The 26,252-nt window shown below is 56.1% G+C and carries 19 protein-coding genes and 1 pseudogene; 7 read left to right on the forward strand and 13 right to left on the reverse strand.

Going from position 1 to position 26,252, the window contains the following annotated elements:
- Window positions 1–37: 37 nt before the first annotated feature.
- The gene (locus tag LPA44_RS11315) at window positions 38–673 is read right to left on the reverse strand and encodes an IS6 family transposase (protein ID WP_230889692.1); all 636 of its coding nucleotides are present in this window, start codon (window positions 671–673) and stop codon (window positions 38–40) included.
- 213 nt (window positions 674–886) lie between these two features.
- Between LPA44_RS11315 and LPA44_RS11320 the strand changes: the two genes are divergently transcribed.
- Window positions 887–1,558, forward strand: a complete 672-nt coding sequence (locus tag LPA44_RS11320) for an FkbM family methyltransferase (protein ID WP_230889693.1) — start codon at window positions 887–889, stop codon at window positions 1,556–1,558.
- Here the strand turns inward: LPA44_RS11320 and LPA44_RS11325 are convergent, their stop codons facing one another.
- Window positions 1,559–2,653: a glycosyltransferase family 4 protein gene (locus LPA44_RS11325; protein WP_230889694.1), complete on the reverse strand. Its 1,095-nt coding sequence runs from the start codon at window positions 2,651–2,653 to the stop codon at window positions 1,559–1,561. It abuts the gene before it with no gap.
- A 78-nt stretch (window positions 2,654–2,731) separates the two neighbouring features.
- Between LPA44_RS11325 and LPA44_RS11330 the strand changes: the two genes are divergently transcribed.
- Entirely contained in the window at window positions 2,732–3,676 is a 945-nt protein-coding gene (locus tag LPA44_RS11330; protein WP_230889695.1) for an NAD-dependent epimerase/dehydratase family protein, read from the forward strand.
- A gap of 295 nt (window positions 3,677–3,971) precedes the next feature.
- Here LPA44_RS11330 and LPA44_RS11335 read toward each other — a convergent pair whose 3' ends face one another.
- The 3 genes from LPA44_RS11335 to LPA44_RS11345 all read right to left on the reverse strand — a co-directional run bounded on the left by LPA44_RS11335 (window position 3,972) and on the right by LPA44_RS11345 (window position 7,965).
- Window positions 3,972–4,910 carry a hypothetical protein gene (locus LPA44_RS11335; protein ID WP_230889696.1) on the reverse strand — a complete coding sequence of 313 codons (939 nt, stop codon included), beginning with the start codon at window positions 4,908–4,910 and terminating at the stop codon, window positions 3,972–3,974.
- Window positions 4,911–5,351: 441 nt separating this feature from the next.
- Window positions 5,352–6,326, reverse strand: a complete 975-nt coding sequence (locus tag LPA44_RS11340) for an alkaline phosphatase family protein (RefSeq protein WP_230889697.1) — start codon at window positions 6,324–6,326, stop codon at window positions 5,352–5,354.
- Window positions 6,327–6,381: 55 nt separating this feature from the next.
- Window positions 6,382–7,965 carry a flippase gene (locus LPA44_RS11345; protein ID WP_230889698.1) on the reverse strand — a complete coding sequence of 528 codons (1,584 nt, stop codon included), beginning with the start codon at window positions 7,963–7,965 and terminating at the stop codon, window positions 6,382–6,384.
- 109 nt (window positions 7,966–8,074) lie between these two features.
- On the opposite strand from LPA44_RS11345, the gene LPA44_RS11350 reads away from it, so the two are divergent.
- Window positions 8,075–9,115, forward strand: coding sequence for a glycosyltransferase family 4 protein (locus LPA44_RS11350; protein WP_230889699.1), 1,041 nt, complete (start codon window positions 8,075–8,077; stop codon window positions 9,113–9,115).
- Window positions 9,116–9,423: 308 nt separating this feature from the next.
- Here LPA44_RS11350 and LPA44_RS11355 read toward each other — a convergent pair whose 3' ends face one another.
- Window positions 9,424–10,560, reverse strand: a complete 1,137-nt coding sequence (locus tag LPA44_RS11355; protein ID WP_230889700.1) for a glycosyltransferase family 4 protein — start codon at window positions 10,558–10,560, stop codon at window positions 9,424–9,426.
- 31 nt (window positions 10,561–10,591) lie between these two features.
- A complete protein-coding gene (aglG, locus tag LPA44_RS11360) occupies window positions 10,592–11,509 on the reverse strand; it encodes a glucosyl-dolichyl phosphate glucuronosyltransferase (RefSeq protein ID WP_230889701.1) in 918 nt (305 codons plus the stop codon).
- Window positions 11,510–11,713: 204 nt separating this feature from the next.
- Between aglG and LPA44_RS11365 the strand changes: the two genes are divergently transcribed.
- Both LPA44_RS11365 and LPA44_RS11370 read left to right on the forward strand, forming a co-directional pair.
- Window positions 11,714–14,998 (forward strand): oligosaccharyl transferase, archaeosortase A system-associated, encoded by a 3,285-nt coding sequence (locus LPA44_RS11365; RefSeq protein ID WP_230889702.1) that lies wholly within the window; start codon window positions 11,714–11,716, stop codon window positions 14,996–14,998.
- Window positions 14,998–15,933, forward strand: coding sequence for a DUF368 domain-containing protein (locus tag LPA44_RS11370; protein ID WP_230889703.1), 936 nt, complete (start codon window positions 14,998–15,000; stop codon window positions 15,931–15,933). The genes LPA44_RS11365 and LPA44_RS11370 overlap by 1 nt, the downstream gene beginning before the upstream one ends.
- 79 nt (window positions 15,934–16,012) lie before the next feature.
- On the opposite strand, the gene LPA44_RS11375 is transcribed toward LPA44_RS11370, so the two are convergent.
- From LPA44_RS11375 to LPA44_RS11385, 3 genes are read right to left on the reverse strand one after another with little or no spacing between them, the layout of a single operon-like run.
- Window positions 16,013–16,693 (reverse strand): TetR/AcrR family transcriptional regulator, encoded by a 681-nt coding sequence (locus LPA44_RS11375; RefSeq protein ID WP_230889704.1) that lies wholly within the window; start codon window positions 16,691–16,693, stop codon window positions 16,013–16,015.
- 3 nt (window positions 16,694–16,696) lie between these two features.
- Window positions 16,697–19,168: an efflux RND transporter permease subunit gene (locus LPA44_RS11380; RefSeq protein ID WP_230889705.1), complete on the reverse strand. Its 2,472-nt coding sequence runs from the start codon at window positions 19,166–19,168 to the stop codon at window positions 16,697–16,699.
- A gap of 6 nt (window positions 19,169–19,174) precedes the next feature.
- Window positions 19,175–20,752, reverse strand: a complete 1,578-nt coding sequence (locus LPA44_RS11385; RefSeq protein WP_230889706.1) for a COG1361 S-layer family protein — start codon at window positions 20,750–20,752, stop codon at window positions 19,175–19,177.
- Window positions 20,753–21,338: 586 nt separating this feature from the next.
- Between LPA44_RS11385 and LPA44_RS11390 the strand changes: the two genes are divergently transcribed.
- Window positions 21,339–23,003, forward strand: coding sequence for a DUF7282 domain-containing protein (locus LPA44_RS11390; RefSeq protein WP_230889707.1), 1,665 nt, complete (start codon window positions 21,339–21,341; stop codon window positions 23,001–23,003).
- A gap of 69 nt (window positions 23,004–23,072) precedes the next feature.
- Here the strand turns inward: LPA44_RS11390 and LPA44_RS11395 are convergent, their stop codons facing one another.
- The 3 genes from LPA44_RS11395 to LPA44_RS11400 form a co-directional block, all read right to left on the reverse strand.
- Window positions 23,073–23,315 carry a DUF7123 family protein gene (locus LPA44_RS11395; RefSeq protein WP_230889708.1) on the reverse strand — a complete coding sequence of 81 codons (243 nt, stop codon included), beginning with the start codon at window positions 23,313–23,315 and terminating at the stop codon, window positions 23,073–23,075.
- 660 nt (window positions 23,316–23,975) lie between these two features.
- Window positions 23,976–24,335: an ERCC4 domain-containing protein gene (locus LPA44_RS18265; protein WP_330166497.1), complete on the reverse strand. Its 360-nt coding sequence runs from the start codon at window positions 24,333–24,335 to the stop codon at window positions 23,976–23,978.
- A 234-nt stretch (window positions 24,336–24,569) separates the two neighbouring features.
- On the reverse strand, window positions 24,570–25,826 hold the full coding sequence (locus LPA44_RS11400; protein WP_230889709.1) for a transposase: 1,257 nt from the start codon (window positions 25,824–25,826) through the stop codon (window positions 24,570–24,572).
- Window positions 25,827–25,970: 144 nt separating this feature from the next.
- Between LPA44_RS11400 and LPA44_RS11405 the strand changes: the two are divergent.
- Window positions 25,971–26,252: pseudogene (locus tag LPA44_RS11405) on the forward strand (IS5/IS1182 family transposase); the annotation flags it as partial.

Raw genomic sequence — 26,252 nt, forward strand, 5'->3', positions numbered from 1 at the left:
AACAATATAAAACCTTGCTATCTACCTAGGGTAGTGTTCAGATAAGCTGATTCCATGCGAAGCTGAACGATCCGAGCCAGTCGTCGGCGGTTTCTGCTTCGGCGTTGCTGAAACAGTTTGAGAAACAGAGTGTCCGTCGTTTTATCTCTCGAAAAACACGTTCGACAGCGTTCCGATTTCCATGTTTCTCGTATCTGAAATCGTAGCCGTGGCGGTGACACGCATCTTGCAACGAGTGCGAGCCATTGACGAGAAACACAGCGTCTTCGACGTCGTGTTTCTCGGAGAGTTCAGCGAGAAACGAATGAGCGAGAACCTTCGTAGTCGTTGTTTCAAGCTTTGTATGGAGTAATTCGTTTGTTTCAGGATCGACAGCGGCGTACAGCCAGTACTGCTCGTCGTTGAGTTGGATCACAGTCTCGTCGACCGCGACATGATCCGGAGACCGACCAGAGTCAGGCTGTAGATCGGCCTTGTGAACCCAATTATGAACGGTGGACCGAGCACGCTCGACACCAAATATCTCAAGAATAGAGACAGTATTTGAAAGCGATAGTCCAGCAAGATGCAGTTGAATACTGAGCTTCATCAGCAGCTGCGGTGTCGCTTCTCGTTCCACAAAGTCTAACTCGATCTGGTCGATACAACCGTTGAGGCTAGCGTTCTCCGCCATGGACACGCAGAAAACGCTACGCCTCACCTTTCAATCCTTATCTGAACACCGCCCTACCTAGCGAAACAGTCTTACCCTTCGTGAGGCGAAATCATCAGTAAGTTGCAGATACCATATCTGATTAAACGCCGCTACCATCATGGTGGAATCCGGGCAGTTGCAGCAGCTATCCCCCGGTTCATCCTTAAACCAATACTGCTCCGATATCGGAAGTTGAAAGACCGGCTGTCATCCACAGACTACCAGAATCAGGACGGGATCAAAGTCGATACGAGCAACCCCTTCGTCAGACAAATAGACTCACTGTACCTCGGAAATTATGAAGAGCAAGAAATCACCCTCATCAAGCGCTATTTACCGGGAGATATTTCTGTTATCGAATTAGGTTCGGGAATTGGATATACTAGTTGTTATATCAACCAGAAGTTAGATCCCAACACAAAGCACGTGACGATAGAAGCAAACCCGGATTTAATCCCCTTAATTGAAAGACACCGGAGTTTGAATAACGCGACATTCGACATTCAAAATGCCGCGTATGTTCCGAATGAAGACACAACAACGTTCGCTTCTGGGGACCATTTCTTGACCGGGAACACCCATAGCCGAGGTGTAGAAGTAACGGAGGTAGCAGGAATCAGCCTTGACGAGATATGCCAAACTGAGGGGATAGAGTCGTTCTTCTTGGTTGCCGATATTGAAGGTGCAGAAATTGAACTGATTGAACAGGAAGCTGAGTTACTTAGAGAAAGATGCCGGGGGATAATTGTAGAGTTCCACCCGGACATCGACAGTCCAACTGCGGCTAGAAAGAAACTTAATGAGCTGCGATTCAGACAAATAACAAGTATTGATGATGTCGAAGTCTATCGTAGAGAGGATTAGTCAGACTAATTCGCGATAGAGATCCCGATATCGTTTTACGACGTTCTCGATAGAGTACCGATCCGCCCTTTTCCTGCCCCGTTCCACTAATGATGCACGTTGATCTGCATCTGTGAGGACATCGCTAAGCACTTTTGATAGTGACTGAGGATCGTCAACCCGGTGAAATCGGGCAGCCCCTTCGAACGGAGTTGTAAATTCGTCGATGTCAGAGAATATACACGGGACTCCAATACTAAGTGCCTCAAGTGCGGCCGCACTAAATCCCTCCCATCGGGAGGGCATCACATATGCATCGGATTCGGCCATCATACTATAGACATTACTCCGATCTATTTTTCCGAGGAAGTGTATCGAATCATTAACGCCAAGATTCTTCGCGAGAGACTTCAAATCAGACTGTAGTGGGCCGTCGCCAGCGATTGCTGCCTCCACGGAGATACTGGGCTGAAGTTGCGAAATAGCCCTGATAAGTGTGTCTAGTCCCTTTTGTTTGGCCAATCTTCCTGCATTCGAGATCAAGTACGCATCTGTGTCAATATCCACACAGTCGTGAACGCTCCACTCTTGGTTTCGGCTCTCTTCTACTCTATTCAAGTTTACGCCGTTATGAATGACGCGGATATTATCACAAAAGAATCGTTCCCAGGAATAAATAGAATTGACAACTGTTTCCGAGACACAAGTTATCTCGTTTACAAGGCTGTTTGTAATCGCATTTGCGACAAGGCCCTTAGTAGTGAATCCGTCGTGATTATTCTGTTCGGTGGATATAATGGGTGTCCCTTGAAGATAAGCGATAGGCTTCGCAAACGTTCCCGAATGGTTGTGATGTGTCTGAATGATATCATATTGGGATAATATCTGGCGTGCCGTTTGAATTGACGTAACATCAGCTCCCACCGAATTATTTGGAGCACCAATATCGTGAACTTGAATCAGGTCCATACCGTTAAATGGCTCAACATTAAACCAAGCCAGAATATCTGCTTGTATATCTGTATGCTTTACAAGCCCTGTAGCGATGTCTGCAGGGACACTTGTTGTTGAGACTGCATTTACCACGTGACAGACACGAATAGTATCATCTCCCATAGTACTAATATTTGATAGGGGTTGATATATGATTCGGAAAACCGAAAATTGTTTAATCAGTATTTCCGATGGAATACTATGGCTAATCATAGCGTCCTAGTTACTGGTAGTAGTGGAACTGTCGGAACCAGATTAGTACAACGACTGCTTAAACAGGATTATATCGTCCATGGAGTCGACATAAACCCAAATCCATGGTCGGAACGCGTTGACGATGTCACGAGGACTATCGACCTCTGCGACCCCACAAGTCTCGACAAACTTCCTGAAGATGTTGATACTGTCATTCACTTGGCCGCCCATGCTCGGGTGCATCAATTAGTTGAAGACCCACGCCGTGCGCAAGAGAACGTAGATATGACGTTCAACGTATTAGAGTATGCTCGTCAAACGGGCGTCTCGAACGTCATCTTCAGCAGCAGCCGCGAAGTATATGGTAACGGTGATGATATAATTTCGTCGGAGTCAGATACATTCGCTGATGAGTGTGAAAGTCCATATACAGCAAGTAAAATAAGTGGGGAAGCACTAGTTAAGTCATACCAGAACTGCTATGGAATAAATAGCAGTATCCTCCGTTTCTCGAACGTTTATGGAAAGTTTGACGCGTCAGACCGGGTTGTTCCATTATTTATTGCACAAGCATCGAATGGACAAGATTTGACTATCTACGGAAACGAAAAGGTTCTTGACTTCACGTATATTGAAGATTGTGTAGATGGAATATATAAGGTGTTAGATAATTTCTCCAAATCACAGGGAATGACGTTTAATATTGCTTCTGGTGAGGGGGCATCTCTAGTTGATCTTGCGGAGATAGTGGTGGACAAGGTAGGCGCCGATAGTGCTATTCACGTCGAGCCAAGCCGAACAGGTGAGATTGCACGGTACGTAGCTGACATTAGCAAAGCACAGAAAGTGCTCGGTTATCAGCCCTCGTTCTCGTTCGAAGAAGGGATCGAAGAAACTGTAAACTGGTATATAAATAACGATCACCTGTTCGAAGAAGTTCTAACCAAATAGGCTCTTACAGACGCTCGTGCGAAGTGAATCAACAAGCTCTTGTTTGGGTTCTATGTGCTGCCCCGACTTAAATGATTATCCACGGATAGACGTTGAACTCAACGTATCGGTCACTTCGGCGGCACATCAAGCAGTTCGACAGAATCCTTGATGTCCGGCCATCGGTCTCGTTGTCCGGGTCAAGATTGACGACATCTATGTGACTACGGGTATGGAATCAACGCATCTGGATACCGCTATCTGAGTATGGATCAGAGCAAGTTATTGTGAACTATTCTGGTGGATGCATCGTCCGCTACGCGATGTACCCGAGTTGATTCAGACGGTCAGACACGATATCCTCGTCAAGGTCTGTCGTTGACACAGGTGTTTCAGCCACTACTTCACGCCGCTGGCCAGGAATCACGAACCACGGAACACGAACTAGACTGTCGGCATAGATTTGCGGCGGATGACCGTAGCCTCGGCAGGGTACTGGCCCGATCCAGTCACCGATGAGATTGCCATGGTCACTACTTAATACCGTCTGACCATCAAGATCTAAAATAAGCTGTTCAACCTCATTAACCACCCGCTCAAGATTTTCACGGTACCCGCGCCAAACATCTGATTTCGTCACTCCGTCTAGCCGAAACTGCAATTTCACCCAAATATCGCCGTTCGATTCCCCTTCTCCGCCCTTCTCACTGGGCGGACTAATACCACCCTGGGGAAGTTGCTGTCCAAATTCGCCGATAAATGGATAGTGAGGCTGCATGAAATGTGCAAGTATCCGCTTTTGGGGATATTCCTTATGCGCGTCACGGATAGCATCAGCCATCACGTCTGGGGGTACGGTCTCCAACTCAACATCCCAGCCATCGTCAAGGAGATTGATGGTAGTATAAAACGTTTCATCCGGTATCTCCGTGAAATACGGATTTGCCGTAACATACACTGTGTCGTGGTACTGCTCGCCAGTAAATGTCGATGTGAGGAAGTCGTTGCTACTACTACCGACTGAAATCCGCGGTTCAAGAGTGCCGTCAAGATCAATAGTAGATTTGAAGAGGTCATAACGGCACCCATCCAGCAAAAAAAGATTATCCCATGACTCATCCATGATGGAGCCGTGGTCGGAGTGCCCTCGCCACTTATAATAGCGCTGGTTCAACGTCATGCCGAACTGGTGGTAGACGCCGGGTAGTGCCTGTGGGTTTCGAAGCAGAGTAAGCGCATTTGAGAGATTATACATTTAGTTCCTACATATATTTGGCCCGATATAGGTTTTTGGTTTTCCCGGATTCGTTATGTAGTTCCACAAATTAGGAGGACCAGTAATGGTATTATTGACTACGCGTGATATATTGTGTGTTTAACCAAAAGAGAATATTAAGTCATGATTAATTATACTGGGCGCTTTTGACCTTACTGGAGAGTATGAGGACGACGCCCGTGTCGTAGTGTTCCCTTCGTTGTGTTACTCCACGACTGCTTCTGTGCGTAGTTTCTCAATCACCTCAAAATGGATCCTCCCCTGAAATATAATTTTAATGACACCGTATTTTTCATAGGTCTCAGCGCTACTGCTTTGATTTAAGATACAGGAATTGGCAGGATATCAAACATGAGTTTTGAGAGATTCTCTACTCGGAGTATATTGGTTATATCGTGTTTTGTTTCTGGTTTATTTATTTCACATATATCCTAGGTCTTCAAGCTGTTCACGGACTGCCTCACCACTTTCGTGAGATCGCTCTGGTCGCTCACGCGCACTTGGAGTATAGTCATCACGATCAAGTGTTTCCTCAACCGCGGCATGAATGTCCGTCACAGACTTAATGCCCTCGATAATTTCAGAGTTAGTAGCGGCCACAATCGCTTCTTCAGTATGGAGGCCGCCCTGTAGTCCGTGGTCACTGACTAGCAAGAGGTCATCTTCGGAGTTGAGGTCGCCGACAAGTTCACCAACGAAGTCGTCCATCTCATTATAGGCGTCGCGCTGGAGGCCAGGATCATCGTAGGAGACGTGCCCGATTAGGTCAAGCGCACTCGTGTAACCGAAGACGAGCTCGTACTGGCGACTTCGGAGTGCGCGCCGCGTCCGTGCAATCCGGACCATCCCCATCTCCATACACTGCTCGTAGAACTCGACCGGGTCGGCGGACGTATGTCCACCCGTCGCATCGGAATCGCGCTCAAAAAGATCGCCCATGCGCTGTCTCAAGAGATGTTCGCGGTCCTCATCGTCCGGGTTCACGACGTAGTTTGGCACACCGATTGCCTTCGCCTTTCGACCGTCAAACACCGTCGAGAGGTCATGTTCCTCGTAGTATGTCGCGTGCTCACGGAAGGCGTCCTCGCTCGTGTTCGTGAGAAGCCACGCGCCGATGCGGGACTGAATCTCTTTAGGGAGGAGGTGATCTGCCGCACGACTCCCAGCGCGGAGAAGTGGGTTCTCCCAGGCGACGCCGTCATCAAGTTGCAGGCCATGCTCAGAAGGAGGTAACCCTGTGATGATTGTTGGCCAGAGTTCGTGTGTGCTTGGTTCGCCAGCAACACTTACGATGGTCTCGATAGATTTGTACGCGCCAAGGGTAAGGTTTGAGTGTACATCTGAATCGACGAGTTCCGGGTCAAGGGCGTCGATTCCGAGAACGACGAGGGTCATGTATATATATATGGCAGGCAGTGCCGTTAATGCTTTCTGCCTGTACTTGGAGTCGTCACATGAACCAGCGTGCGACGCGCTTGAATGGTTCAAGGTCGACGCCGAGGCTCTGCTCAGCGCTTTGGACAAGCATTACGTCGTCCTCCTCTAGACCGCCGAGTGCGAGAATCGCGACAACGTAGACCACGCCCGCAAGCGCCACGAGTACCATACGACCAAGAATAGAGGGTTGTCCGACCGTCATGCGGACGACAGCATATATGCAGGTCGCGATGAAGAGGAAGGCGCCTACGGGCTTCGCGACCGCCCACGAGAATGGGCTGATGTCATAGCTCGTGTAGAGTTGATAGCAGTAGAGGAGGTGGACGACGACGAGCGAGATGGCGCTGGCAATAGCGGCGCCGACGGTACCGATCGTGGTAAGCAGGAAGTAGTTCAGGGTGATGTTCAGAGCAGCCGCGAACGTGTTCACGTAGAGGATGACACGCGTGTCTCCGAACGCGGAGAGCGTACGCTGGTTTGGTCCGGTCACCGCCATCGTGAAGTAACTAGTCGCGAGTATGACAAGATAGGGCGCCCCACCGGCGTACTCAGCGCCGAATGTGTGCGTGATGAGAGGCGTCGGAAAGTAGGAAAGCAGGAGGAATGGTGGAATGGTGACGAATACCACCCACTTGGTAACGAGCTTGTAGAGATGGGTAATCTGCTCCCACTCGTCAGCTGCGTGGAGGTCAGAGATGTTCGGGAGAAAGAGATAGCCCAGCGACGCTAGCCCGAACGAAAGGGTCTGCGCAATCGTGTAGCCGATGTCGTAGACGCCGACATCCGCTGACCCGCGGAGGTACTGAATCATTAGGGTGTCCGTATTTCCGAGAATGAACACGAGTCCGGTGGTCGCCATCAACGGGAGGCTGAAGACGAGCATCTCGCGATGCTTCGGCGTCCAACCCAGGTCCGTATTGAGGACGGTCGTGTAGCGGACGAGGAAGTAGAGGGCAGCGATCGCGCCAATCCAGTTGGTCGCGACGTATGCGGCCGCGACGGTTACGGGCGTGGCGCCGAGTAGGACGACGGCACTCACGAAAGCGATTCGAGTGAGCGGATGGAGGAGGTTCTGGACGATGACCTTCGGTACGGAACGTCCAACGGACTGCGTGCTGCTGATCGCGAGTCGCATCAACGGCATCGCAGGGACACCAAAGGCGACGACACGGAGCACGGGAACGAGCGCTGGATTTCCGAGGAGGTCGGCGACGAGACTAGCGGAAACAAAGATGAGACCGGCAAGAGCCAGGGAGACGAAGAGATTGAGTTGGAACGCAGAAACGAGGACTCCCCGTCGGTCAGCACCCTCGTAGCGCGGGACGTTCCGCGGGATGCCCGTGTCGAATCCGAGCTGGGAGACGATGGATGTCACGAGTAGGACGGTCAGGCCGACAGTAACCTCTCCGTAGCTAGCAGGGACTAGCTGCTGAGCAACCATGAGCTTCGCGACGAGAGAGATTCCTAGTTCGAGAAACGTCCCGAGGAAGACGACAAGCCCGCTCTTCCCGAGTGTGCGGACGATGTCGTCCGTGTCGTGGGGTCTGTCTGACTCGACGCAGTCGTGCGTCGATTCGCGCTCCGTGTCTCGAGACACGCTGTTGTATCCCCTCGCGCGTTACCTATGTCTTTCTCATCCGGTCGTTGTTGAAAGGTCGTTCTTCCTTCCGAAATCGTTTACTTCGTGCTGGACGAAACTCCGTTTCATGAAGATAGGATTCTTTGCATATTCTCTCTCAGGAACCGGTCCGCGGACCCGGGCACGGACGCTTATTGAGGCGTTGGCAAACCGGACGGACCACGACCTCGTAGTCGTCACCGGTCCGAGTGAAGACTATGATCACCCTCGCGTCGAACGCCATCGCATTAATGCAGTCCCGATCGGTCTCCTCACCGGCGCCCCGACAGTCCGCCGGGCGTTCACGGACGTGGACGTCGTCCATGTCCCTGTAAATATCTACCAGATCGCGTACGTCCGAGCGATCTACCACGGTCCCCTCGTCTCTGGTGCTGGCGTCCAGCACACCTTCCCCTACCGAACGCTCGCGAAGTATCTCGGTATCGACCAAGTTATTGAGACTCACGAGTATGTGGCGTATCTCTGGGAGCGAAGTGGCTTCAAGAGTGATTACATCTACCCGGCCGTGAACGCGGAGAACTTTTACGAGTACGAGACGGACGAACGTGAAGCCGTCCGGGACCGTCTTGGTATCCCATCGGAGAATGATGTCGTGCTCTTTGTAGGAAGTCTTACTGAATTCAAAGGCGCTCACCTGATCTCACGACTCGCACGTCGTCTTGAGAACGATGACGTGACCGTTATTGTCGCCGGTGAAGGCTCGCTACGTGAACGCTTTGAAGGACGGCCGAACATCATCTATGAGGGCTTCGTGGACAACGAGAACCTTCCGCCGCTGTACAACGTTGCTGACGTGACACTGGTGCCGAGCAAGAGTGAGAGTTTCTCTATTGTCAGCGTCGAATCTGCGGCCTGTGGGACTCCCGTAATTACAACAACACAGGAAGGAACGATGATTCGCCTCTTTCGAGAGCGCCAGGCCTATCGGTGGGCAGAGAGGTCAGTAGATGGTCTGCTTAATGCGGTCTGCGACCTGCTCAATAATCCGGATGAACACCGTACACAAGCCGAGCGTGGACACGAAGCAGTCGAGGAGATGGGTCTAACTATCGCCGACACCGTAGACCAACACCTCAAGGCTTATAGAGCCGCTATTGAGAACCACTGAAAACGGTGAAAACAAACCGAGAGAAACCACTCCGTCTCCATGTTATTCTCCTACTTGTAGCGTTTGTAGTGTCTATTCGAGTTAAGAGACAACTATGCCATGCGTGACATAACCCACGCTACTAATTCAGAAATATACACGATGTGGTGGCTCAAGCACGGATTCGATTCCCTCTTGAGAGAGTGTTGTCGACTCACTCGACGTGCAGGGCGGTTCAACCGTGAGCATGGCCTGAACGACCGGCGTTGATATATTCCCCTCCTGTACACTACTGGCGAGGTACGAGGTGCTGGCAGGTGGTTCTCGGTCTAGGCACGTAACGCGGCGAGGATGTCGCGATAGCGCTCAACCGCTGCATCGAAGCTATATCTAGACTCGATGAGAGTACGCCCGTTCGCCGCTACGTTATCAAGGTCGTTACGCGTGAGGATTCGTTCGAGGGTTGTCGCTATTCCTTCGGGGTCGGTTTCTTCCATCAGGAAGCCGGTCTCGCCTTCGTGAACAACATCTGGAACGCCCGCAACCGGCGTCGCGTAGACCGGTGTCCCAGAAGCGAGTGATTCGAGAATGGTCGTTGGGAGCCCCTCCGTGGGTTCGGAAGGCATCACGAGGAGGCGCAAGCGGTTGAGTTCCGCGGGGACGTTGTTGTGGTCTACCCATCCTGTAACTTCGACGTCGCCTGCAGCGATCTCGTCTGCAAGTTCCTCGCGGAGCCAACCTTCCAAGTTACCGGTTCCAATAAAGCGAAACGTATACTCGTTGGGAATTCGGCGTGCTACTTCTGCCAGCGTTCGAATACCTTTCTCCTCATCGATGCGACCGAGGAAGCCGATGGTCTTCGGACGTTCGGTGAACGACGTACGCGGCCGGAATTTCTCGGTGTCAACGTAGCGTGCGCCGTGAGGATAGACATTTGGAGCGTTCGGATTAAGGTCAAGTTGTCGCGCCATATTAGGCGTGTACGTGACGACGCCGTCCGCGGCTATGAAGTTCACCCGTTCAAGCAGTCGAACGAGCGTGGCGAGTGCGTCCGCAAGGGGTGTAGGAATGCGCTGCCGCCACGCGAGTTTCAGGGTGAGCGGAACGTCTCCCCGTGGTTCGACCGCAACGGTCTTTCCAGCGAGTTGAGCAACGAGTACGGGAAGGAGGTAGGCGGTCGCACCGAAGAAGAGAACAACGTCTTCATCTCGTGAGACGAGGACGCGACTCATTCGGAGCTGGTTGAGGAGGAAACGGGCTGCCGCGACTGGAATTGAGCCACCAACACCAGCCTGCGTCACCTCAACAACCTCGTGGTCATCTCGGATTGTCGAGTTATTCGGTAGGTCGGCGGTAACGAGTGAAACGGGGCCGAGCGCGGAGAGGATGTTAAGGAGGGTTCGCGTAGCGTTCTCGCCAGATGAGCTCAAGGGGTGTGTGACGACACAGACGCCCCGTTCTGACATACTTGCCCTATCTCGGAGCGGACGTTTCAGCCTATCGTTTCCACGCCCCGTACAAGTATCCAAACCCGACAAGCACCGTGAAAATGTAGAGCATCACGAGGCGCGAGACGCTCGCAAAAGAGGGGTTACGGACAATTTCACTGAGGTGTTCTGGTGTAGATTCGATGAGAAGCAATCGGAGAAAATCTCCCTCTTCGCCACCCGAACCGGGCAGAATCGTCTCCATGACTCGCTTCGAGTATCCCTGCCAGAACGCCCGGTCGCAGAGCCACTGTAGGGCAGTCCGATAGTCGAACACCTTGTGCGCAACTTCTGCGTCTGGATTGTACCAGACCTGCTCGTCGTACTCCTGGCGCATACGCGCACAGAGTTCCGTCTCGCCGCCCTGGAGATTCTTATCTCCCTTCCGGCCGCCGATATCCGTGTCGAAGCCGTCCAGTTCCAGAAACACATCTCGCCGGAAAGAGATATTCGACCCGAACGTGTTCCGAACCCAGCCGGGGCCGTCAGCGAACCCTTTGTGCGTCACACCGACCAGCCAGTAGAACTCCTCGGGCAGGAAGTCGGGCTTCCCGGCGACCCACTTCGGCGTCATCTTTCCGCCGGCAGCTAGCGCGTCCTGTTCCTCGTAGCTCTCGACTAGCTCCTCGACCCACTGTTCGTCCGCAATCGCGTCGTCGTCGATGAACGCGACGACGTCTCCACTCGCCAGCTCAGCGCCCGTGTTCCGGCTCTCTAACAGGCCGACGTTCTCGTCGTTACAGTGCAGTACGACGTTTTCACGTTCGCTGTACTCTTCGCGCACGCGGTCGTACAAGTTGTCGTTCCCGTCGACGACGACCACTAATTCTACGTCGTCGTAGGTCTGTCCGAGCACGCTCTCGGCCGCTTCACGGAAGTGCTCGTACATGTCCGGCGAATACGTGCACAGGACGACGGAAACGCGCATCACGAGGAAGTAGCCGAGACGGGCGTAAAGACGTTTCTTTTGAGGTGTGAAGAAAGGTGTTGCACGTAGGCCCTGAGACAGAAATTTACATCCTTAGTCCCGATAATTTCTCGGGGGTTGTCGACCAGGCCCCGCTCAAACCCGAGGGTAAATCCCGCGGGTAGATGACAAGGCTTATTCGCGTTCTGGCGGACCCTACGGGTAATGAGCGAGAAGAACGAGGAGTCGATGGCCCCCTCCATATCCGGCGGATCAGCCCTCGACGCTCTCGAAAATTGGTACCACGTACCCGTGCTGGGCGCTGTCCTCGCGTTCATGTTCTGGGTGCGCGTGCAGGCGTGGGAGAATTTCACGCAAAACGGCGAAGTGTACTTCTCCGGGAACGACGCGTACTACCACTTCCGGCAGGTGATGTACACCGTCCAGAATTGGCCCCAGACGATGCCGTACGACGTCTGGACTGGCTTCCCAACTGGGACTAATTCCGGCCAGTTTGGGACGCTGTTCGACCAAATCGTCGCAACGGCCGCTCTCGTTGTCGGGCTCGGTGATCCGTCACAGCAGACGACGGCGATGACGCTGTTGTTCGCGCCGGTCGTGTTCGGCGCCCTCCTCGCAATTCCGACTTACTTCGTTGGGAAGCGATTGGGTGGCCGGCTCGGCGGCGTCTTCGCAGCCGTCATTCTCGCACTGCTTCCCGGCTACTTCCTCTCGCGAACCCTCGCAGGTGCAGCCGACCACAACGGCGCCGAACCGTTGTTCCAGTCGCTCGCGGTCCTCGCAACACTCGTCGCGCTCGGCGTTGCACAGCGCGAGAAGCCGGTCTATGAGCAGTTCCTCGATCGTGACGTCGCTGGTCTAAGAAGGGTCGTCGGATGGAGTGTGCTTGCAGGCGTCGCAACCGCGGCCTACATGTGGATGTGGCCACCGGGTGTCCTGCTTGTCGGGATCTTCGGCGTGTTCTACCTTGTGAAGCTGACGAGCGACTACTACAGCGGAACGAGCCCGGACCATGTCGCCGTCGTCGGCGCAATCAGCATGATGACAACCGGGTTGTTGATGCTTGTTCCACTCTCATATATGAATTTCTCCGCGACGGGCTATACACTCCTGCAGCCGCTGTTCTCGTTCGCCGTGGCAATTGGAGTTGTATTCCTTGCGTGGCTCGCCCGCCAGTGGGACGACCGCGAACTCGACGCGACGTCGTATCCTGTCGCCGTAATCGGCATTTTACTCGTCGGTCTTGGTATTACTGCAGTCGTCCTTCCGGACCTGTTCTCGATGATTCAGACGAACCTCGTCCGTTTCGTCGGCTTCAGCGCTGGCGCGTCCGCCCGCACCATCGGCGAGGCGCAGCCGTTCCTCTCCCGGACGAGCAGCTATGGCCTTGGGATGTTTGGCGTCATCTTCCTCGAATACGGGTTGGCGTTCTTTACTGCGCTCCTTGGCGCGGCGTGGATTCTGCTGCGGCCACACATTCGCAGCGGCAACCCTCGGCGTATGGGTGGTGCGGCGGTCGCCGTTGTCGTGGTCGGCGCAGTCTTTGCAGCGCCAGGTATTGGCGATGCGGTCGGCACGCTGTTCGGTCTCGACGGCCAGCTTGGTGCGCTCGCGATTGTCGGTGTGACGCTGACGGCAGTCACGGTGACCGGCGAGTACGACGCGGAGCAGCTGCTTGTTGTCGTTTGGGGTGCGTTCATCACCTCGGCGGCGTTCACGCAGATGCGGTTCAATTACTATCTCGTTGTGCCGGTTGTCGTGCTGAACGCGTACGTACTCAAGGTCGTGCTCGGGCTCGTGAGTCTCGACAAGCCGGCGTCCCAGATCGAGGATGTCGACTGGTATCAGGTTGGGACGGTCGTCGCCGTGGTGTTGGTTGTGCTTGTGCCTATTGCAGCGCCGGTGGCCGCGTCGGCGACCGGTGACGGCGCTAGTCCGATTCAGTTGACGAACAACCAGAACCAACAGGTCCCCCTGCAGTCGGCGACAACTGTTGGCGCGGCGAACAACCCTGGTGCGGTGACGAGCTGGGACGACGCGATGGAGTGGATGAATGCGAACACACCCGAGCAGGGCGACTTCGGCGGTGCAGGTAATGCCGACCAATTGGACTACTACGGGACGTACAGCCAGACCGACGACTATGACTATCCCGAGGGCGCGTACGGCGTGATGTCGTGGTGGGACTACGGCCACTGGATGACCGTCGAAGGCGAGACGATTCCGGTTGCGAACCCATTCCAGCAGCACGCCACGCAAGCTGCGAACTTCCTCCTCTCGCAGAATGAGGACGAGGCCGCAGACGCACTCGCGGCTGTTGAAGAGGACGACGCGAAGACTCGGTATGTCGCGGTGGACTCCCAGATGATTCTGCCGCTGGAGAAGTTTAGTGCGCCGACGGTGTTCTACGACGGGCCAAACAACTTCTCGCAGTCGGACTTCTACACTCGGTCTGTCATTGCTCGGTATCAGGATGGTGAGCCGGCAGCGGCACAGATTATGACTGACTCCCGGTACGGGACGCAGGCGATTCGCTCCCAGGAGTACTATGAGTCGATGATGGTCAAGCTCTACCGGTACCACGGAAGCGCGAAGTCGGTTGATCCCGTGGTAGTCGATTGGCGGCAGAACCGAGGTGGCCTGCCGTGGTTCGATATTTCGAATCAGCAGAACTGGACGCGGTCGTTCGACAGCATGCAGGCAGCCGAGCAGTACGCCGCGAATGATACCACCGCACAAATCGGTGGGGTTGGGTCCTCACCCCGTGAGTACGTTGAAGCGCTTGATCACTACCGCATGGTCGGGGTAAGCGATGAGTCTGCGGCGCCGGCGAATCTCTGGCTCACGGGCAACGAGCTGAGCAGCCAGTACTACCCGACATCGGTGAAACTGTTCGAACGCGTCAACGGCGCAACTATCGAGGGGACTGGCCCTGCAAACACGACGCTCGAGGTGTCTACCAACTTCGAGATTACGGAGATGCGGAATGAGAATGGGAGTGCACCGACGTTCCCGTACGCCCAGCGCGTCGAAACTGGGCCCGATGGGAACTTCGAGCTGACCGTTCCGTACTCGACGACTGGCTACGACGAGTACGGCCCGGAGAACGGGTATACGAACACGTCGGTTCGCGCTACCGGCCCGTATGAGATTACGAGCGGGAACACGATCACGGACGATCGCGAGATCGTGAACTGGAACGCCACCACTCACGTCACGGAAGGCCAAGTCATCGGCCAGAACGACTCCGCGTCCACGGTTGACCTTGAACGCAATCTTAGGGCGACGCTCGGCGAAGTGAATAACTCGACTACCAGCAACGAGACGGCAGCAGTGGCTGCACCATCGACGCTGGAGACGGCCGATGAGACGGCCGGCGCCACGGAAGCAGCCGGGAGTGGGCCGGTTGACCTGCAGTCGCCGTTCGGCGCGGCCGCAGCGGTTGCCGTGCCCGCGGTTGCTGGTGCGCTTGGTCGGCGCTACGCATAATGGATGGTCGCGCCTGGATCGCGGTCTATCTGAAGGGCGCCGCAATGGGTGCTGCCGACGCCGTTCCTGGCGTCTCTGGGGGGACGATCGCGCTCATTACGGGTGTCTATGAGCGCCTTGTCGGCGCTATCGCGGCACTGGACCCCATCGACGCGCTGGGGTTGCTCGCGCTCGTGCCACGACTCGGTAGTGCCGACGCTCGCGCGGAGTTCGTGGAGACGCTCGTCCGGATGGACGTGCCGTTCCTTGCGTTGCTCGGCACGGGCGTGGTGACCGCGGTCGTCACTGTTGCGAACGTCGTCCACGTCGCTATCCATGACTTCCCGGGGGTAACGTTCGCGTTCTTCTTTGGGCTCATCGCGGCCTCCGTCGTCGTGTTGCTCGGGGAGGTGTCCATTGAGACGCCTGGTCGAATTGCGGCGGCCATCGTTGGGTTCGTGCTCGCGTTCGTTCTGAGCGCGCAAGCCCAAGCCGGCGCACTCCCCGAAGTGCTCCCCGTTGTCTTCCTCGCGGGTGCGGTCGCCATCTGCGCGATGGTGCTCCCAGGTGTCTCGGGATCGCTTTTGTTGTTGACACTGGGGTTGTACGATACGATGACTTCAGCCGTCAGCGAAGCGACCGACGCCGCACTCGGTGGCGACCTTGGCGCGACCGTCGACCCGGTGACGACGCTCGTGGTGTTCTCGGCGGGCGCCGTTGTTGGCTTGCTGTCGTTTGCGCGTGTCGTCGAGTGGGCGCTTGATCACTATCGGGCGGCGACGCTGACGTTCCTCGTTGCATTGATGGCGGGCGCGCTCCGTGCGCCGGCGATCCAGATTAGTGCGGCGAACCCTGAGTGGAGCGTGGCGAGTGCGGGCGGTGTTCTGGTTGCAGCCCTTGTCGGTGCGGCGGTCGTACTCGTGCTGGACGCGACGACCGATGACCTCAACTACTGAACGCCGACGATTCGTGATGGTGAGTTAACTTAGCGGTGCGGTACTGTGGGCGTACTCATGAATGACCGCGAGGCGGGTGTCACAGATCAGTGTTGTTGAGAGACTCGTTTTCCGATAATAGATGTTGGTCTATGCAGTCGTGGACTGTGTTGTAGACCTCTGGCAGGTCCGTTGTTTCCGATGATGTACGTCGGACGATTCCGCCTAATACGAGTGTTAGGAGGGTTTGTGCGACTGGTTCGGGGTCGACGTCACGGAAGACTCCTTGTTCAATGCCGGAGCGAATAATTGTCTCGATGTGGGTTTCGATGGTTTGGTCGAGTTCGGTTATTTTCTCGCGGTAGACCTCATCATGAACGCCTTGCGCTCGCAGTTCGATGAACGTCTCGTGGGACTGTTCGGGGGTTGTGTGTGGTGGGGTGACGTTATCGATGATTTGGCCGGATTCGCGTTGGTCGGGGAAGCGGCCTCGAACGCCCTGCATGAGCAGGGTTTCTAAGGCTGTCACGGGGTCATCAAACTGGAGGAGTGAGAATTCCTCGGTTAATTGTGCGATGATGCGTTCTAGGAATTCATACAGGAGTGCGTCTTTATCGCTGTAGTGATGGTATAGGGAGGATTTGCTGATGTCAGCTCGGTCGGCGATCCGTGACATCGACAGCCCGGTGTAGCCGTATTCATCGAGCGTTTCGAATGTTGCTCGCATGATCGCGGATTTCGTATCCGTGGATTCAGAGTCGAACGGGTTGGAATCAGACATTGGTTATGCTGGTTGGTCTGCTGGCTGCGTAATGACGACACGTTCCCAGAGCACGGCTGCCGAGGGCGTGATCAGGATCGATGCGACGAACGACAGGAACACGGAGAGCGCGATCACCAAGCCGAACTGCCCGAGGATGGGCGTGATTGCGAGCGCCAACACACCGGTGCCAGACGACGTTGTGAGCATGCTGCCAGCGAGCGCGCCACCGGTCCCACGGACTGTTTTGTCGAGTGCGTCATGGATATCTCGTGTTGGATCGTATTCCTCGGCAAACCGGTGCACGATGTGCGCGGAGTAGTCAATCCCGAGCCCGATGGCGATTGAGAGGATGGTTGCCGTGAGGACGTTCAGTGGGATGCCGAAGTACCGCATTGTGCCGGCGAGGACGGCGATCGTCCAGACAATTGGGATGAGATTCACAATCCCAAGGGATGGCCGGCGTTCGAGCACCCAGTAGATGAACACGAGGAAGATCGCGGTTGCGATCAGCGCGAGCACAAGACTCTCAATCGCTGAGTTGAAGATCACGTCAGTGATGGCTGCAAAGACGACTGTTTGACCGGTCGCAATAGCGTGCATTCGATACCGGGACGCCATCTCACGACCGGCGGCAGCGACCTCATCCTGGGAGGCGTCGCTTTCCGCGGAGTACACAACGCGCGTCGATCGGTAGTCATCGGAGAGGTAATTCAGCGTTTGTCCCCGTGACGATGAGGAGAGCAAGTAGTCATACACTACTTCGAGGTTGTCATCCGGGATGCCGTCCCCATTCTGATCGTTGCGGGCGACGAGTTGCGCGAATTCTGGATCTTGGTCCGTCCGGCTTTCGATGACGGAGACGATACTCTCCGGATTCGCTCGACGATCCTCCGAAATGAGCGCGTCTGGTGGCTCGTCGTTGACGCGATTGATCTGCTGGAGGGCGTCGTCTTGCCGTAATGGCGCGTCAATATAGATTGTGACACTGCTACTTTGTGCGGACTCGAAGTTATCCTCGAGGAAGTTGAGGGTGCCCGTGACGGAGTAGTCGCCGGGGGCGAACGGTTCCGGGAGCGCCTCAATATAATCGGGGTTCTCTTCGGGTGGGAGGAAATCCTCGTTCGAGAAGGAGGTATCGACCCCAGTGCCGTACGCACCAGCAACCGCGCCGGAGAGCAACATCAGCGCGAGGAAGACCTTTGGCCCGCGCTTTGCACACCAGTTCCCAGCCGTCAGCGACCGTGCAAGCACTGAGTTCCCGCTCCCGATCGCGGTACTGCCGAATTCGGGGATGCCAAGCCGGATGCGGGCTTCGTCTAACAGGACTTTCATCGACGGCAGGAACACCCCAAAGATCAGGAACGTGAACACGATCCCGATGCCCGCAACCAGTCCCAGGTCGCGGATTGGGCCGAGATCGCTGATCAGGTTTGCGCTGAAGCCGATGACAGTCGTCCCGGTGACAATGAAGAACGCGACCAAGAGTTGGTCGGTTGTGGGTCGCATCGCCTCGTGGATGCCGGCGCCTGTGGCGCGTTCCTCACGGTATCTGTTGACGGTGTGAATCCCGAAGTCAATGCCAACCGCGAGGAGTAACACTGGCACCGCGATGAGCATCTGGCTGAACGGGATGCCCGCAAGTCCCATGAAGCCGAACGTCCAGATGATGGTCATGACGAGCGCGATAATCCCCAAGAGCAGGTCGACGGGATCACGATAGGCGAACACCAAGAAGACGATGATGAGGAGGGCGGCGGCCGGCACGACAATCGCCATTGAGTCACCAATCACGGAGTTGAGTTCGTTCGAGAGAATGCCACTCCCGAACACGGTGAAATCGCCCTGCGTCCGGTCAGCAATCTGCTCGACCGTGAGTTGCATCGGCGTCAGCGGACTTGTGCCACCAGCGCCTGCTGTTGACGACAAGCCAGCCGGCACACGATGTTGGATAGTGCCGATTGTCGCTGACGCACTCGCTGCTTGCGGATTAAAATCCGTGCTCAGCAGCGACGTGAACCCTGGTGTTTGGGCTGCCTGCTTGACCGCGGCATCAATTTGAGCGGGCGTCGCGTCCCGAATGGCGCGCTGTTGCGCTGAAACTGTCGTCGCTGACGGTTCAAGCTGCTGGGCGACGATTGTTGCGGCGGTTGACGTACTGCTAATACGGAGTGATTCGCGTTCTTGGACGCGTTCCTGTAATGTTAGGGATCGGAGGAGTGCTGGTTTCGAGAGGACGTTGTTGCCGCGATGAATGATCTGCGTGCTGCCGACGTCTGCGGCAAAGGGGCTTCCGCCGAACTCGGCGTTGACGTCCTCGTAGGCTTCCTGGGCTGGGTTGCCTTCGACGAACTGGCTGGTGCCGGCGTCACTGCTGATGCTGCCAAGCCCCCCGGCAAACACCAGTGTCAAGACGAGGAACGCCACGACGACCGTTTTCGGCCGGTCGACGATCCAATCGTCGGCCGTCTCAAGCAGCGAATCTACAGTGACCATAGCGGGTTATCGCCGCCGGTAGAGGAGTGCCGCCCCAATCAACACGACAACAACGACGACGCCACCGATGAGCGTCGTAGGGAGGCCACCTTCAGCTGCTGGGGTGAGAGTCACTGGAACTTGATAGGTGTCCGAGAGCACCGTATCACCGTCCGGTTGCTCGTACTGGAAATCAAGCTCAAGCGGCCGTGGTTGGGCGACAGCGCCACCGGCGGCACTAACCTCAAAGACGATCGTTGTGGACTCGCCTGGCTCAAGCACGGGCACGAAGGCTTCATCCGAACTCACCGAGAGCGGATCATCAACGAACGCCTTCGCGTTGATGTTCCGTAATGTCGCATCATCATTATTGGTGAGTTGCAATTCGAGCGTGCCACTTGAGCCAACCTGCAGCGACGTGTCGACGCCCGAGATGTCGAAGATATCGCGTTGGCCGGCAATCTGCACCCGCGAGTTCAGCGTGTTACTTTGCTGGTCGTTGCCACTGCGGTCTTCATACGAGACGGTGTACGAAAACTGGTAGGGGCCGCCGTCGGCGTTATCACTGACCGTCACCGGGAAGCGAATCGTCTCTTGGGCTCCGGCTCCGAGGTCGCCAAGTGCGAACTCTGTGCGCTGTGGCTCAATCCCCGTTGCTGGTGCCTGTAAGTTAATCACAGCATCGTTGGCCGGGTTTGGCCCGTTGTTCGTGAGCGTCGCGGTGACATTGCCCTCCGTCCCGACACGGAGATCACTCGAAATATCACCGAGCTCGAACCGTTGTTCTGCTTTTACCTCTCCCCCGACAGTGATCTGGTCCGAGCTGCCCGAGACGCCAGTCGGGGTTTCGTATTCGACTGTGGCCTGAATCGGATACTGGCCGGCCGTTGCACTATCCGTTGCCGTAACCCGGACGGACCCAGAATGCGTTTCACCGGGTGCGAGCGCGGGGATGAACACGCTCGCCTGGGACTGGGGCTGCGCTGTGCCACTGAACTGCACGCTAGGATTCTGTGAGGTGAGTTGCACGGAAAGATCATGGGCGCGTTCACTCCCCGTGTTCGTTACGGAGAAGTTGAAGTAGTCGCTGCCCCCAGCGGTTAGCTGGTCCGTTGCTGTCGGTGACAGCGAGAACCGTGGCTGCTCCTCGACAACGAGTTCAACGTCGAAGGTTTTCGTGCGCGTGGCGTCGACGTATTCGATGTTCGAGTACCCGGATTGAGTCTGGTCATAGTTCACAGTCTGGGTGTAGGCGTACTCCACGGTGACCGGAACCGAATACGTGCCCGGCTCAAGGTCTTTCCCGGTCTCGATGTCAAAGGCCGCCTGTTGGACGCCGCCATCTTGGAGCGCGCCAACTGTTACCGTCCCCGTTTTGACGTTAATCGGGGCGTTAATTTGGGCGTCGTCAATCGAGACTTGAACGTTGCGCGCGGTACTCACGCGCTCGACGAACTGCGCGGGACCAGATCGCCGGACCTGTCCCGTATTCGACAGCGTCACAGCAACGGACGTCTGGTCGCTCGCCTGAATGTGGTTGTCTTGAACTGACGCCGAAATCCCTGGACTCCCCAGGACTTGCTCGGACTGGGCTGCAACCGGCATCACTGGAACCACCAGCGAGGTCACCAGCAAAATCGGAATGAGGAGAGCTAGTGACGTCCGTGTGGGTAAGTTAACCATTTATTCAGGCCTCCATACGCGTCGGCTTGTAGTTCTGGAGGGTCTGTTTCAAACCCGTTTGGAGTGGTGAACGTAACTGGCCCATCTGCTGGCATAGTACTGAGTGAGCAATCAAGTAGCTTTCGAACGAACGTTCGGTCGGGAACCTCTGGCAAATCGAAAGTCCACCTCTCATATGCGCTTCCAACGAGTAATCGGGAAAACTCGAATCGTGGCGGTGTACTCTGTTATCCTTCAAACGAATCAAAGACCCATGATCCGTATATTGACTTGCGTGGAAATTTCATGGCCGATAATCGCCCACGAGGATTAATATGGTTCGGCGGCAAACTCGGTCACAACCGGCGACCCCATGACCTCCACCCGTCTCACAGCCACCATTATCGTTCTAGTACTGCTGATAGCAGCACCACTGACGAGTGCAATGGGCGTCGCTACAGCTACTCAACAAGCATCCGCGTCCGTTGGCGACCACAAGGTGATTCGCGGGAACTCAATTGCAATCCCAGTGAGCCACTCCGCCGAGGCAACACTCACGATCGGGAAGGCAAGCCGCGGATTCGAAGTCGAGGTTCCACTCGGTGGGAGCGGAACCACGACAGTCGAATTTAACACGTACCGAACCACGTCGTCGAACCCGAATGCATTCATTTCCGTAGATGGCGCAACCCTTACTGCGCCCTCCAGTGGCTCGCTTGATACAGCCCTCTCCCCGGGCCAGTACACGCTCACCGTCACGGTTGGAGGGGATGTCAAAGATGTTGGTGAGCTTGAGGTGCTGCCTCGCTATCAGACAACCAGCAAGATGGCGCGCCTGCCGAGCACCCTTGCTGTCGAAGACGAGCAAGAGGTAGCGACACCCACGGTTTACGACTATCTTACGACGGGGAACGACGTGGTTCAGGGTGAATACGCCGCGCTCATGGTTCAAAACAGCGGGCTAGGCGGCGCCATCAGTGGTGACTCCACGCCGACCTCACTGTCGAATGAGGGTATTTATCTGCGCGTGAAGGAACTCAGCCCCGAACCGAACACGGAGACAAACGTTGCCACCGTCGAGGACGTGATGATTCGAGAGCAGATGCGGGTGAAAGGCGGGTCGAACGTCGCCCCGAACGGACGCCATAACCGGTTTCTTGCCATCTGGGACACTAGCGACCTCGATATGTCCGGATTTCGAAAATACACCTATGAGGTCCAAATCGTCCTCGATGGCGACGAAAACCCACTTGTCGCGTCCAACGAGACCGTCGCCTCACAACGCATCAACCTCAAACAGCCGATGATTCAAATGCAGGCTGAACCCGGATTCACACTGCCACCGTGGAACGACTCCACAATCACGGTAGCCGGGCAAACAAACTTCGCGCCGAGAACAGACCTCTCGGTAGCCGCCCTCCAAGAATCTCCCCATCCCCACCTCTGGGAACAAACTGTCTCCGCCGACGATGACGGGTCATTCTCGGTTACCTTCGAATTCCCGCGCATCCACCAGGCCAGCGAGTCATCAGGCACCCCGCCACCCGGTGACTATCCGGCCGCCCCCCGGTCCAGTGAATTCCCCGGTGACCACCGAGACGGCGAGTTCCCGGGCGCGCACCGCCCCGGCGAACTCCCGCTCTGGGTGCAAGGCTATAAAAACTGGACTGACTACTCAATCCAGCTCCCACAAACGAACGCCGCCCTCCAATTCCCCGATCAGACAGCCACAAACGACACCGTCACCGTCACCGACATCACACTCCCCGCCGATAGCATCCTCCAACTCACAGCGAATGGCACAACCATCGGGACCTCCCGACACCTCCCCAGTGGCGTCTACGACTCCGTCAACGTCTCATTAGACACTGCGATTGACCAACCGACAGAGGTGCGTGCCATCGCCATCAAAGACGCCAACGGCAACGAAACCCTCGACGGGAATGACACCGTCTATACAGCAAGCGGCTCACCCGTCGACGACACAGCACTCATCCAACCTCCAACAGAACCCAACACAACCACCACAGCACCGCCACCAACGACGACAGCGCCAACACTCCCCGTCCAAGAGTCCGACCCACTCCCACCAGTCGAAAACGACGCCTCACCCGGCTTCGCCCCACTCTCCCCCATCACCACACTACTCGCCGCCGCCATCGCCGCCCTCATCGCAGCCACCCGCCACACCTAAGAAACCACCCCAACCAAACAAGCATCCACTCGAAGCCGGCAGCGAACAGCACCACCAGTCGACGTTACCTCAGGTATCAGCGGCCTGCTTGATCAACCACGTCACTCCATCCGAGCCACCACCCCAGCGCTGGAACTCATACTTGGTAGAGTTGGTCTCAATATCACTCATTGCAACCCCAACCCGTTTGGCCGATACGTCAAGTTCTGCTGCAATATGCCGGCTTTTGATAAACGCCCGCCCGTCTGCAAGCTCTGTCTCCAGATACTGGTAGATCTGGTCATACAACGGCTTCTGGCTGTGTTCGGGCATATACTACGTAAAGTGATATCGTGGCCATCAACCTTTCGAGACGGGTTAACACCGAATATTCGGTCAGCCAACAGTGGTCGATTGGGCAGACAATGCCGGACTCACGCCCGCCCTGACGGAGAAATTGCTCACCCTACAGACGCGAGCTTGAGTTGCCACTAAGCATCGTTTGTCGAGGCCATAGCACAACCATTCCCCGGTTTCCTACCCGCTGGTATCGTTGCCACTCCACAGCGTAAGGACAGCGAGGGTGTTTCAACACCCTCGGGATGTGCAGCACCGGTCCAAGGTGCCTGCAAGCCTAACGTAACTGTTCAAATAAATAATTCCGTCGGTTGAAGCCCACTCTCATAGTCCGTAGTTGATACTATTAAGACAAATTGAACGGAAGGAAGGGAGCGTGTCAGCGACCCACCGCTAAAGCGGTGGGCTTGTCGGTGAACTCCCGAGTTTCGCGCTTCCCAGTGGAAAGCCCCACGCCCCCTGCTTTCTAACAGGGGCTTTCTCAGGTGCTTTCAACACGGGAGTCGGAGAGACTCGTTCAGCATCCCCGACTTCGAGGGCTGGCTGACAGACAGCCCGTCCCATCGACCACTTCTGGGTCTGTGGGACGTGCTTCTCACTGTGTCTTGAAGTCACTTCAAGCTGACGCGCTTCCTCTCACCCCTGAAGGGGTGGGCTTCCGCGCTGGTACCGCTGTGACAGATTCCTTCCATCGGTCTGTAGAGTACCTACCAGAAAAGCGTTCGCCTGTGCTTCGCAGCCTGGAACGGTTTGCCAAGAGGTCTCTACGACGACCGTAATGGGCCGTGGCCACTCGGCGGCCTGCTGCAGTTCGGAAGTGAATCGGTCGCGTTCCCAGGTGAGCGACGTGAGGAAATCGTGGCCGATCTTGCGTTCGACCGCGAACCGTGGGTGGTAAGTATTCGGCTCCGGGTCGTGAGTACAGTCAGCCGGGATGGCGTAGTCCCCGGTTGAGAGCGTCACGTCGCGCATCTTGACCGCACACCCGTCGAACATCCACGGGTGCTGTTCGAGTCTGTCTCGCAGTACGACGGTAGGAAGTCAACTACTACGGGCGCGGTGGCCCGTGGCTTGCCAGTGGACTCACCGCGTCATACCCGAAGAACTTCTCGGCGTTCACGGGTCGGCATCCCTGACCTTGGGGGCCGGTTGACGGCGACCCATGACCGGCGACAACTGTTGGCCGCCGACCACCTCCCACTCATTTGGGCTGCCAGACCGTTCCAATTTTCAGTAGCTTTCAGTAGTACACCGTAGGAAGCGGGTACACTGTTGGACGGCTGGGCCACGCCCATCGCTACCGTCTGCGTTCGGCTCGTGCAGGGCGACGGCGGGCGCTATGGCAGCCGACCCACCACCAGCGGTCGCCCGTGCCTGTTCGGGTTCGTAGGCGACGATGCTAGACCCGAACATGAGCCGCGTGCCAGCGGAACGGCGAGCTAGCACGATTTCGGAGTCCCCCGTGTAGGAGGACGTGAAACCGTGGTCTAGCGTATCGCCGTCGCTGAAGAACACGCGAGCCACGTTCAGTGCCCCGATGTAGTCGCGGTCGCCCTCGAACCCACACCGCGAGTTGTCACACCGGAAGTGCCCGCCCCACCACAGTTCCTCGTGATGGTCGGGCGACTTGCAGGTGTGGCCGGTCGAACCACACCGGGGACACGACCGACTCGTCCCCTCCGGGTAGACTCGCTCGACAGCGATACCAACACTCTCTGCCCGGTATTCGATGTTCTCGATGATGTCCCGTCGTGCCCACGACGACAACTCCCACGATAACGTGCCTTCGTCACTCGGTGGTGAGAGCGACCGCAAGTCCTCGTGAACAATGGCGTCCACATCGTAGGCGAGTGCAAGTGCGAGGACTTGGTTGGCTACGTCGTGTGTCAGTTGCTCGCGCTTGTGCTGGAGTTTGCTGTTCACCCGCTCGTACTCACTATGAATATGAGTGAACTCGTCAGTATGCGAGCGACCGTCACGACGCAATGAGGCAAGGCGGTCGTTCAGGCGCGTTCGTTCCCGGTGGAGTCGCCGCATCTTCTCGCGGTCGGTGAACTGGATGAACTGTGGCGTGGACAGTTGCTCGCCGTCGTCAGTGACCACCACGGCAGTCATGTCTTTCCGCATCCCGGCGTCGAGCGCCAGCACGCAGTCAATGTCGTCGCTTGCCCCAGTCTGTTCGACTTCGACAGGGAAAGAGAGTTCGTAGTAGGTGTTACCGGTTTTGCGACGAGAGGGCTGGAACTCGGGAGCCGAGAGATTGCCGTGAGCGAGGAGGTCGTGAAACGCTTCGTAGCCGCCGCGCTCGTACTCCGTCCACGACCAGTCACCTCGTGTCTTTGGTGAATGTGCGTCTGGCGTTTTGAGTCGGATGGTTAGCGTCTCGCTATCGCTGTCGTACTGGTATTTGACCGCTTGTCCACTGGTTGGCCCATCGTCCGCAGAGAACGGCAAGACGCCGGTATCGTACTCGGGACAGTCCTGCATCTCGAAATACGTGTCTGGATACGTCCCGTGACGGTCGTAGTAGCTGTTGAGTTGCCTTGTTTTGCCACCGATTGAGGGAAGTTTCAGACTCTCCCCCGGGAAGATTCCGTCAAGCTAACCAGGAATTGGACGCCGTCTGGCGATATGGCATCGCTCAGACGGCTTGCTTGGATGTGTCGAAACCTTGCCAAACAGCACGTTGACGATCCGGACGTACCCGCCGCGCCGTCCGGCGCGGGCGGGTACGCCGAGTGGGTGCAGATCGCGTTGATTCTGTACCGTGTCGAACTGGAAAAGACCCTCCGTGAATCCGAGGACTACCTCAACGAGATGCCCGGTGTTCTTGCCGTGTTTGGACTTGACGAAGCACCACACTACAGCTCGTTCTGCCGGTGGGAAAACGAGTATCGAATGCGTGAGCTCCGC

The organism is Halobacterium sp. KA-4 (assembly GCF_021028995.1).
Classification (GTDB): Archaea; Halobacteriota; Halobacteria; order Halobacteriales; family Halobacteriaceae; genus Halobacterium.

Excerpts from the sequence above, each read along its gene's own strand:
- LPA44_RS11340 (WP_230889697.1), bottom strand. The coding sequence starts at position 6,326 with ATGACCCTCGTCGTTCTCGGAATCGACGCCCTTGACCCGGAACTCGTC.
- LPA44_RS11370 (WP_230889703.1), top strand. The coding sequence starts at position 14,998 with ATGGATGGTCGCGCCTGGATCGCGGTCTATCTGAAGGGCGCCGCAATG.
- LPA44_RS11375 (WP_230889704.1), bottom strand. The coding sequence starts at position 16,693 with ATGTCTGATTCCAACCCGTTCGACTCTGAATCCACGGATACGAAATCC.
- LPA44_RS11315 (WP_230889692.1), bottom strand. The coding sequence starts at position 673 with ATGGCGGAGAACGCTAGCCTCAACGGTTGTATCGACCAGATCGAGTTA.
- LPA44_RS11395 (WP_230889708.1), bottom strand. The coding sequence starts at position 23,315 with ATGCCCGAACACAGCCAGAAGCCGTTGTATGACCAGATCTACCAGTAT.
- LPA44_RS11335 (WP_230889696.1), bottom strand. The coding sequence starts at position 4,910 with ATGTATAATCTCTCAAATGCGCTTACTCTGCTTCGAAACCCACAGGCA.
- LPA44_RS11355 (WP_230889700.1), bottom strand. The coding sequence starts at position 10,560 with ATGTCAGAACGGGGCGTCTGTGTCGTCACACACCCCTTGAGCTCATCT.
- aglG (WP_230889701.1), bottom strand. The coding sequence starts at position 11,509 with ATGCGCGTTTCCGTCGTCCTGTGCACGTATTCGCCGGACATGTACGAG.
- LPA44_RS11380 (WP_230889705.1), bottom strand. The coding sequence starts at position 19,168 with ATGGTCACTGTAGATTCGCTGCTTGAGACGGCCGACGATTGGATCGTC.
- LPA44_RS11385 (WP_230889706.1), bottom strand. The coding sequence starts at position 20,752 with ATGCCGGTTGCAGCCCAGTCCGAGCAAGTCCTGGGGAGTCCAGGGATT.
- LPA44_RS11330 (WP_230889695.1), top strand. The coding sequence starts at position 2,732 with ATGGCTAATCATAGCGTCCTAGTTACTGGTAGTAGTGGAACTGTCGGA.
- LPA44_RS11350 (WP_230889699.1), top strand. The coding sequence starts at position 8,075 with ATGAAGATAGGATTCTTTGCATATTCTCTCTCAGGAACCGGTCCGCGG.
- LPA44_RS11400 (WP_230889709.1), bottom strand. The coding sequence starts at position 25,826 with ATGCAGGACTGTCCCGAGTACGATACCGGCGTCTTGCCGTTCTCTGCG.
- LPA44_RS11325 (WP_230889694.1), bottom strand. The coding sequence starts at position 2,653 with ATGGGAGATGATACTATTCGTGTCTGTCACGTGGTAAATGCAGTCTCA.
- LPA44_RS11365 (WP_230889702.1), top strand. The coding sequence starts at position 11,714 with ATGAGCGAGAAGAACGAGGAGTCGATGGCCCCCTCCATATCCGGCGGA.
- LPA44_RS18265 (WP_330166497.1), bottom strand. The coding sequence starts at position 24,335 with ATGTTCGACGGGTGTGCGGTCAAGATGCGCGACGTGACGCTCTCAACC.